This window comes from Actinophytocola sp. (assembly GCF_036402745.1).
Classification (GTDB): domain Bacteria; phylum Actinomycetota; class Actinomycetes; order Mycobacteriales; family Pseudonocardiaceae; genus Actinophytocola.
This window is the reverse complement of the sequence record NZ_DASWSJ010000068.1, coordinates 1-9,955: the sequence shown is the minus strand read 5'-3', so window position 1 is coordinate 9,955 and position 9,955 is coordinate 1. Positions and strand designations below refer to the sequence as shown.

Here is a 9,955-nt window from a genome sequence, read left to right as displayed (position 1 = left end):
CGGGACCAGGCCACCCGGCTGAAGTCCTTTGTGGAGAGCCAGCCGGAGCTGCGGCCGGTGGACGTCGGCCGTTCGCTGGCGACCGCGCGGGTCGGGTTCGACCACCGCGCGGTCGTCTCCGGCGCCGAGCGCGACGAACTGCTGAGCGGGCTGGCCGCGCTGGCCGCGGGCGACCCGGCCCCCGGCGTGGTCACCGGCGTGGTGCGAACCGGCAAGCTGGCGGTGTTGTTCACCGGTCAGGGTGCGCAGCGTGCCGGTATGGGCCGGGCGTTGTGCGAGGCGTTCCCGGTGTTCGCGGCCGCGTTCGACGAGGTCTGTGCGCACCTGGATCCCGGTTTGCGCGAGGTGATCGCCTCCGGCGACGGGCTGGACGAGACGGGGAACACCCAGCCGGCGTTGTTCGCGTTCGAGGTGGCGTTGTTCCGGCTGCTGCAGTCCTGGGGTATCCGACCGGACTACGTGGCCGGGCACTCGATCGGTGAGCTGGCCGCCGCACACGTCGCCGGGGTGTTCTCCCTCGCCGACGCCGCCCGCCTGGTCACCGCCCGCGGCCGGCTCATGCAGGCCCTGCCCACCGGCGGCACCATGATCGCCATCCAGGCCACCGAAACCGAAGTCACCCCGCTGCTCACCGACACGGTCGGGATCGCCGCGATCAACAGCCCCGACTCCGTGGTCATCTCCGGCGAGGAACACGCCGCCCGGACGGTCGCGGCAGTGTTCGCCGAACAGGGCCGCAAGACCAAACAGCTCACCGTGTCCCACGCGTTCCACTCACCACTGATGGACCCGATCCTCGACGAATTCCGCACGGTCACCGCGAGCGTGACCTACCACGAGCCGACCATCCCCATCGTCTCCACCGTCACCGGTGACGTCGCCGACCTCACCGACCCCGACTACTGGGTCAACCAGGTCCGCGCCACCGTCCGCTTCGCCGACACCATCACCACCCTCGACACCGCCGGAGTACGCACCTTCCTCGAAGCCGGCCCCGACGCCACACTGACCGCACTCGGCAACGACAACTTCATCCCAGCAGCGCGCCGGGGCCGCGACGAGGTGCTCACGCTGGCCACCGCGGTGGGCACCGCGTGGGTGCGTGGCGTGGACGTCGACTGGGCCGCCCTGCTTCCCGGCGGCCGCCGGGTCGAGCTGCCCACCTATGCGTTCCAGCGCCAGTCCTACTGGCTGCGGCCGACTTCGGGCGCCGCCAACGTGCGGGCCGCCGGGCTCGACGCGGCCGCGCACCCGCTGCTCGGCGCGGTCCTGCCACTCGCCGACGGGGACGGCCTGCTGCTCACCGGCCGGCTCTCCGTGCCGACCCATCCGTGGCTCGCCGACCACACCGTGCTGGGCACCGTGCTGGTGCCCGGCACCGCCCTCGTCGAGCTGGCCGTCCAGGCCGGCGACCGGGTCGGCTGTGACCTGGTCGAGGAGCTGACCCTGCAGGCGCCGCTGGTGCTGCCCGAGAGCGAGGCGGTCGTCACCCAGGTCACGGTGGGCGCCGACGACGGGACCGGACGCCGGACCGTCGCCGTCCACTCCCGCCGGGACGGCGGCGACTGGGTCCAGCACGCCACCGGCACGCTCGGCACCGGGGCACCACCCTCCACTGTGGACCTCTCGGTCTGGCCGCCCGCCGGCGCGACCGCCGTGTCCATCGTGGACGTCTACGACAAGGCCGCCGAGCTGGGCCTGGAGTACGGGCCGGTCTTCCAGGGCCTGCGGGCGGTTTGGCGGCGCGGCGACGAGGTGTTCGCCGAGGTCGCGCTGGCCGAGGAGCAGCACGGCGACGCGGCCAGGTTCGGGCTGCACCCGGCCCTGCTGGATGCCGCGCTGCACGCCTTGTTCGCCGGCAGCGACGAGCAGCAGGCCCGGCTGCCGTTCGGGTGGAGCGACGTCGCCCTGTCCGCCGCCGGTGCGACCGGTCTGCGGATCCGGATCGCCCCCGCCGGCGACGGTGCGATCACCCTGGACGCCGCCGACGGCGCCGGCCGGCCGGTCGCGTCGGTCGGCACGCTGTCCCTGCTCCCGGTCACCCCGGAGCAGATCAAGGCGGCCGCGGGCTCGGGCGTGGGCCAGTCGAGGTTCGGCGTGGACTGGACCCCGACCGAACTGACCACTGTGGACACAGTGGTGGACACGGTGGTCGACACGGTGGCGGTCGCGGTGCGGCGGGTCGACACCGCCCACGAGGCACTGGCGGCCGTGCAGAGCTGGCTCGCCGACGAGCAGCCGGAGGACGCCCGGCTGGCGCTCGTCACCAGCGGCGCGGTCGGCGTCACCGCCGGGGAACGCATCCCGAACCTCGCCGCCGCCGCGGTCTGGGGCCTGGTCCGGTCCGCCCAGTCCGAGCACCCGGACCGGTTCGTGCTGCTCGACGTCGACGACGACACCGACGTCACGACCACGGCCGAAGCCGTTGCCGCGTCCGGGGAGACGCAGGTCGCCGTCCGTGCGGGGCAGGCATACGCGCCGCGCCTGGTACGCGCGCAGGACGCCCCGGGCGAGCTGGCCCTCGACCCCGACGGCACGGTGCTGGTCACCGGCGGCACCGGCGGGCTCGGCGCGCTGCTGGCCAGGCACCTGGTCACCACCCACGGCGTCCGGCACCTGCTGCTCGTGAGCCGCCGTGGCTCGAAGGCCGCGGGCGCCCGCGAGCTGGCCGCCGAGCTCACCGAGCTTGGCGCCGAGGTGCGGGTCGCGACCTGTGACGTGACCAAGCGGCGGTCGATCGCCAAGGTGCTGTCGTCCATTTCCGACGATCACCCGCTGGTCGGCGTGGTGCACGCGGCCGGCGTACTGGACGACGGGATCATCACCGCGCTCACCCCGGAGCGGCTCGACACGGTCCTGGCGCCCAAGGTGGCCGCGGCGGTCAACCTGCACGAGCTGGCCGGTGACGTGGCGCTGTTCGCGCTGTTCTCCTCCGCGGCCGGCGTGCTCGGCACACCGGGCCAGGCCAACTACGCGGCCGCCAACAGCGCCCTGGACGCGCTGGCCCACGACCGGCGCGCGGCCGGGCTGCCCGCGGTGTCGATGGCGTGGGGCCTGTGGGACTCGGCCGGCGACATGGCCGGCGAGCTCAGCGAGACCGACCGTGCCCGGCTGGGCCGCGGTGGCTTCGGCGCACTGTCCACCGAGGACGGTCTGGCGCTGTTCGACGCCGCCGCCACCACCGAACGCGCGCTGTCCGTGCTGATCGGGATCGACCCGGCCGCGGTGGCGAGGACGACCGCTACCGTGCCGCCGATCCTGCGGTCCCTGGTCCGCGCCCCGGCCCGCCGGGCCGGCGGCGCGGGCGCTCCCTCGGGTGAGCTGGCGCGGAAGCTGGCCGGGCTCGCCGAGGCCGAGCAGCGGCGGATCCTGCTGGACGTGGTGCGCGGGCATGTCGCCGGGGTGCTGGCACACGGCTCGCCCGAGTCGATCGCGCCGACGCAGGCGTTCAAGGAGCTGGGTTTCGACTCGCTGACCTCGGTGGAGCTGCGCAACCGGCTGAACGGCGCGGCCGGGCTGCGGCTGCCGGCCACGCTCGTGTTCGACTACCCGAACCCCGAGAAGCTGGTCGACCACCTGCTGACCGAGCTGGCCGGCTCCGCCGCGGCCGCCCCGGTCGTGGCGGCCACGCGGACGGGTGTGGCCGACGAGCCGATCGCCATCGTCGGCATGGGGTGCCGGCTGCCGGGTGGGATCGCCTCACCGGAGGACCTGTGGCGGCTGCTCGTCGACGGCCGGTCCGGCGTCTCGGACTTCCCGGCCGACCGCGGCTGGGACCTCGACCGGCTCTACGACCCCGACCCGGAGACGTCCGGCACCAGCTACACCCGCCGGGGCGGGTTCCTGCACGAGGCCGCCGAGTTCGACGCGGAGTTCTTCGGGATCAGCCCGCGCGAGGCGCTGGCCATGGACCCGCAGCAGCGGCTGCTGCTGGAGACCTCGTGGGAGGCGCTGGAGCGGGCCGGGATCGACCCGCTTTCCCTGCGCGGCAGCCGAACCGGCGTGTTCGCCGGCATGATGGCCCAGGACTACGGCCGCGGCGTCGACGCGAGCCAGGCCGGGGTCGAAGGGTTCCTGGTCACCGGCATCGCCGGCAGCGTCCTGTGTGGACGGCTGTCCTACGTGCTCGGCCTCGAGGGCCCGTCGGTCACCATCGACACCGCCTGCTCGTCCTCGCTGGTGGCGCTGCACCTGGCGGTCCAGGCGCTGCGGGGCGGCGAGTGCGACCTCGCGCTGGCCGGTGGCGTCACCGTGATGACCGGCCCGGAGACCTTCGTGGAGTTCTCCCGGCAGCGCGGTCTCGCCGTCGACGGCCACTGCAAGTCCTTCGCGGACGGCGCCGACGGCACCGCCTGGGGCGAGGGCTCCGGCGTGCTCGCCGTCGAGCGCCTGTCCGACGCGCAGCGCAACGGCCACCCGATCCTGGCGGTCATCCGCGGGTCGGCGGTGAACCAGGATGGTGCGTCCAACGGGCTGACCGCCCCGAACGGGCCGTCGCAGCAGCGGGTGATCGGCGCCGCGCTGGCCGCCGCCGGCCTGACGGTGTCCGATGTGGACGCCGTCGAGGCGCACGGCACGGGCACCCCGCTGGGCGACCCGATCGAGGCCCAGGCGCTGCTCGCCACGTACGGGCAGGGCCGGTCGGCCGACCGGCCGCTGTGGCTGGGGTCGATCAAGTCCAACCTGGGGCACGCCCAGGCGGCGGCCGGTGCGGCCGGGGTGATCAAGATGGTGCTGGCGCTCCAGCACGGTGAGCTGCCGTCGACCCTGCACGTGGACGCCCCGTCGTCGAAGATCGACTGGGCCGCCGGCACGGTACGGCTGCTGACCGAGCCGGTGCCGTGGCAGGCGAACGGGCACCCGAGGCGGGCCGGCATCTCCTCGTTCGGCATCGGCGGCACGAACGCGCATGTCGTCATCGAGGAGCCGCCCGCACCCGAGGCCGCCGTGCCGCGGGCCGAGGTTCCGGTTGCCCCGTGGGTGGTGTCGGCCAAGTCCGCGGAGGCGGTGCTCGCCCAGGTCGAGCGGTTGCGCTCCCTTGTGGACGGTGGTCCTCTGGATGTCGGGTTCTCGTTGGCGACCGGGCGGTCGAGGTTCGACCACCGTGCGGTGCTCGTGGACGGTGTGGAGGTCGCGTCCGGTTCTCGGGTTGCGGGTGGGTTGGCGTTCTTGTTCACCGGTCAGGGTGCGCAGCGGGTGGGGATGGGTCGGGAGCTGTGTGCGGCTTATCCGGTGTTCGCGGCGGCGTTCGACGAGGTGTGCGCGCAGCTGGATCCGTCGTTGCGTGAGGTGATCGCCTCCGGTGAGGGGTTGGACGACACGGGGAATACGCAGCCTGCGTTGTTCGCGGTTGAGGTGGCGTTGTTCCGGTTGTTGGAGTCCTGGGGTGTCAATCCCGATGTACTGGCTGGGCATTCGATCGGTGAGCTGGCTGCGGCGTATGTCGCGGGTGTCTGGTCGCTCGAGGACGCCTGCAAGGTGGTCTCTGCGCGGGGCCGGTTGATGCAGGCGTTGCCTTCGGGTGGGGCGATGTTCGCCATCGAGGCCACCGAAGAAGAGGTTCTCCCGCACTTGACTGACGCGGTGGGGATCGCGGCGATCAACGGCCCGACCTCCGTGGTGATCTCCGGTGAGGAGACGGCCGCGGAGGCGGTTGCCGGGGTGTTCGCCGAGCGGGGTCGCAAGACCAAGCAGCTCGGCGTGTCGCATGCGTTCCACTCGCCGTTGATGGAGCCGATGCTGGAGGAGTTCCGGGCGGTCGCGGCGGGCGTGACGTATCACGAGCCGAGCATTCCGATCGTGTCCACGGTGACCGGTCAGGTCGCCGACTTCGCCGACCCGGACTACTGGGTTGGCCAGGTGCGGAACGCGGTCCGGTTCGCCGACGCCGTCGGCACGTTGGTCGAGCAGGGCGTGACGACGTTCGTGGAGCTGGGGCCGGATGGTGTGCTCAGCGCGATGGGCCAGACCGATGAGTCCACTGTGGCCTTCGTGCCGACCCTGCGCAAGGACCGCGACGAGGTCCGCACGCTGGCCACCGCACTGGGTGTCCTCGCCGTGCGCACCGACACCGTCGACTGGGAGGCGTTCTACGCCGGCACCGGCGCCGTCCAGGTCCCGCTGCCCACCTACGCCTTCCAGCACAAGAACTACTGGCTGATGCCGGGTACCGGCGCGGGCGATGTCGCCGCGGCCGGGCTCGGGGCCGCCGCGCACCCGTTGCTCGGTGCCGTCGTCGACGTCGCCGGGGGCGAAGGCCTGCTGCTCACCGGCCGGCTGTCCCTGCAGAGCCACCCGTGGCTGGCCGACCACGCCGTCCTGGGCACCGTGCTCCTGCCCGGCGCGGCCCTGGTCGAGCTGGCCCTGCACGCCGCGGGCCGGGCCGGCTGCGACGGCATCGACGACCTGACGCTGCAGGCGCCGCTGGTACTGCCGGAGACCGGCGCGGTGGTGGTCCAGGTGTCGGTCGGCGCGGAAACCGAGACCGGACACCGGACCCTGACCGTCCACTCGCGACCGGAGGCGGGCGGGTCCTGGGTCCAGCACGCCACCGGCCGGCTGGCCCCTGGCATCGAACCGGCTGGCGTCGCGCTCACCGAGTGGCCGCCGCCCGGCGCGTCCGCGGTGTCCATTCCGGACGTCTACGACGAGCTGGCCGGCATCGGGCTCGAGTACGGACCCGCGTTCCAGGGGCTGGAGTCGGTGTGGCGGCGCGGTGACGGTGCCACAGCGACGGTGTACGCCGAGGTCGCGCTCGACGAGGCCCAAGGCGCGCAGGCCGCCCGGTTCGGGCTCCACCCGGCCCTGCTGGACTCGGCCCTGCACGCGTTGCTGGCCGCGGCGACGGGGGAGCGGCAGCTCGCGCTTCCGTTCTCGTGGAACGGCATCACCCTGGCCGCGACCGGCGCGGCCAGGCTGCGGGTCCGGATCAGCCCGGCCGGCGAGGACGCCTTCGCCATCGACCTCGCCGACGAGACCGGCGTGCCGGTGATGTCCGTCGGCTCGCTCGCGGTCCGGCCGATCACCCCCGAGCAGCTCGCCGCCGCCACCCCGACCACGGCCGACCAGCACCTGTTCGCGCTGGGCTGGCTGGGGATCGACCACCCGGGCGAGGGCGCGCCGGTCGAGACGGTCGACACGGTCGTCGAGCCCGTCACGGGCAGCGGCGACATCCCCGGCGCGGCACGGGAAACCGCGCACCGGGCGCTCGAGCTGGTCCAGTCCTGGCTGGCCGAGGACCGTCCCGCGCGGCTCGCGCTCGTCACCACCGGTGCGGTCGCGGTGGACCCGGCCGACGACATCGCCGACCCGGCCGCAGCCTCGGTGTGGGGCCTGGTGCGCACCGCCCAGTCCGAGCACCCGGACCGGTTCGTCCTGGTCGACTCCGACGGCAGCGCGGAGTCCGGCGACGCCCTCGAAGCCGCGCTGGCCACCGGCGAGACCCAGCTGGCCATCCGGGCCGGGAGGCTGTTCGTGCCCCGGCTGGCCCGCGGCAAGCCGGCCGGCGAGCAGGCGCGTGCGCTGGACCCGGCCGGGACCGTGCTGATCACCGGCGGCACCAGCGGCCTCGGCGCGCTGCTGGCCCGCCACCTGGTGACCGAGCGCGGGGTCCGGCATCTGGTGCTGCTGAGCAGGCGCGGACCGGACGCCGCCGGGGTGGCGGCGCTGACCACCGACCTGACCGGCCTCGGCGCGACCGTCACCGTGACTGCCTGCGACGTCGCGGATCGGGCCGCGCTCGCCGCCGTCGTCGACGCGATCCCCGCGGCGCACCCGCTGACCGGAGTGGTGCACTCCGCCGGCGTCCTCGACGACGGCACCGTCGACACGCTCACCCCGGAGCGGCTCGACCGGGTCATGCGGCCGAAGGTGGACGCGGCGGTCAACCTGCACGAGCTGACCGCGGGGCACGACCTGGCGCTGTTCGCGTTGTTCTCCTCGGTCGCCGGTGTCCTCGGCGGGCCGGGGCAGGCCAACTACGCCGCCGCCAACACCGTGCTCGACGCGCTGGCCCAGCACCGGCGGGCACACGGCCTGCCCGCGGTGTCCCTGGCGTGGGGCCTGTGGGCCCGGTCCAGCGACCTGACCGGCGAGCTGTCGGCGACCGACCTGGCCCGGCTCAACCGCGGCGGCTTCGGTGCGCTGTCCACTGAGGAGGGTCTGGCGCTGTTCGACAGGGCGACCCGGCTCGACGCGGCGCTGGCCGTGCCGGTCAAGCTCGACCCGGCTGCCCTGCGCAGGTCCGGCACCGACCTGCCGGTGCTGCGCGGCCTGGTGCGGATGCCGGCCCGGCGGGCCGGCAAGGCGGACGTCGCCGCGCTGGTGAGCCGGCTCACCGGCCTGCCGCCGGCGCAGCGGCTGCCCGCGGTGCTCGACCTGGTGCGCACCCAGGTGGCGACCGTGCTCGCGCACGCCTCGCCCGCCGCGATCGACCCCGGGCAGGCGTTCAAGGAGCTCGGCTTCGACTCGCTCACCGCGGTCGAGCTGCGCAACCGGGTCAACGCGGCGACCGGTCTCCAGCTGTCCGCCACGCTGGTGTTCGACTATCCGAACCTGGCGGAGCTGGCGAGCCACGTGCTGGCCGAGCTGGTCCCGGACCCGGACGCGCACGCGCCGGACATCGACGAGAACGCCCTGCGGCGGACCCTGGCCACCGTCTCGCTGGACCGGCTCCGGGAGGCGGGCGTGCTCGACGCGCTGCTGACCCTGGCCGGCTCGGCGGACGAGCCGGCGCCGGAGCAGCCGGCACCCGCGGCGGACCTCGACACCCTGGACGTCGACGACCTGGTCAAGCGCGCGCTCGGCCGGGACCTGCGCAAGGCGTCGTAGGAGACAGCGAAAAGGTCGCCATCCGGTCCGAAGAGGACGGATGGCGACCTTTTGCGCGTGCGGAGGTTGTCAGGTGCGCTCAGGCGGCCGCGACGGCCGCGTGCTCGCGCTCGGCGTGGGACTTCAGGTTCAGCAGCTGCTTGCGCATCATCACCCAGTCGATCATGCCGAGCGGCCGGCCGATGACGTTGGGGCCGTTGAAGATCGTGCGGGCCACCAGCCTGGTGCCCGATCCCTCCGGCCGGACGGCGTAGGTGGTGACGACGCGGCTGTTCCGAATCGTGACGTGGTCGTCCCGTTCGAACGAGTGCAGGGTGAACAGCCGCATGAAGGACTGGCCCACCTCGAGGTCGACCAGCTCCGGCGTGCGGTCCCGGGGACTGCGCTTACCGAAGTTGTCCAGGTAGTCGTAGCTGTAAGGGGCCAGACGAATCTGGCACAACCATGCCCACACCAATGACGGCGGGGCTTCGACTGAAACGGCGCGGTAGGCCGCCAGCCCGTCAGGAAATACATCGTCACAGGGCAGCTTCGCAGCACGTTCTTCGGCTGTGGCTCCCCACACCTCTCCAGGAAACATGGCCCGATTGTCGCACTTTCGGAGTATTGCGTCACCGCTGCTCGGTGCGATTATGTGCGATATCCAACGGGCGATTACCCGGCAATTACCGGATGACTGGTGCACTGGTGGTTACCCACGGATGAGCGTGGGCTGTCACACTGGGTGTCGGCTTCGCCACAGCACAGAACCGGAGGTAGCCGTCGTGAAGATCGTCGTGAAGGGCCCGGCCTGGAACTTCGTCCAGCACCTGCTCGAGATGACGATCGCCATGTTCGTCGGCATGTTCGCGCTCGGCATGCCGGCGGCGATGCTGTTCGACGCGCTCGGCTGGACCGCCCTGGCCGCGCTGGTGCCGAAGACGCTGCTGATGGCGACCTACATGAGCATCGGCATGGCGGCGTGGATGCGCATCCGCGGGTGTGGCTGGCGGGCGATCGCCGAGATGAGCCTGGCGATGTACGTGCCGTTCCTGATCATGTACCCGCCGTACCTCGCCGGGTGGGCCTCGGCCACCGCGGTCATGGTCGTCGGGCACGTGCTGATGACGCCGGCCATGGTCGTGGC

Annotated in this window: 3 protein-coding genes; 2 read left to right on the top strand and 1 reads right to left on the bottom strand. The window is 73.1% G+C overall.

Annotation, left to right across the window (positions count from 1 at the left end; genetic code table 11):
• The first annotated feature begins 30 nt into the window (after positions 1–30).
• Positions 31–8,829, top strand: a complete 8,799-nt coding sequence (locus VGD70_RS06825) for an SDR family NAD(P)-dependent oxidoreductase (protein ID WP_331079235.1) — start codon at positions 31–33, stop codon at positions 8,827–8,829.
• Between the two features lie 79 nt (positions 8,830–8,908).
• Here VGD70_RS06825 and VGD70_RS06820 read toward each other — a convergent pair whose 3' ends face one another.
• The gene (locus tag VGD70_RS06820; RefSeq protein ID WP_331079233.1) at positions 8,909–9,271 is read right to left on the bottom strand and encodes a hypothetical protein; all 363 of its coding nucleotides are present in this window, start codon (positions 9,269–9,271) and stop codon (positions 8,909–8,911) included.
• A gap of 322 nt (positions 9,272–9,593) precedes the next feature.
• Here VGD70_RS06820 and VGD70_RS06815 point away from each other — a divergent pair.
• A partial coding sequence (locus VGD70_RS06815) for a hypothetical protein (protein ID WP_331079231.1) occupies positions 9,594–9,955 on the top strand: 362 nt, incomplete at its 3' end.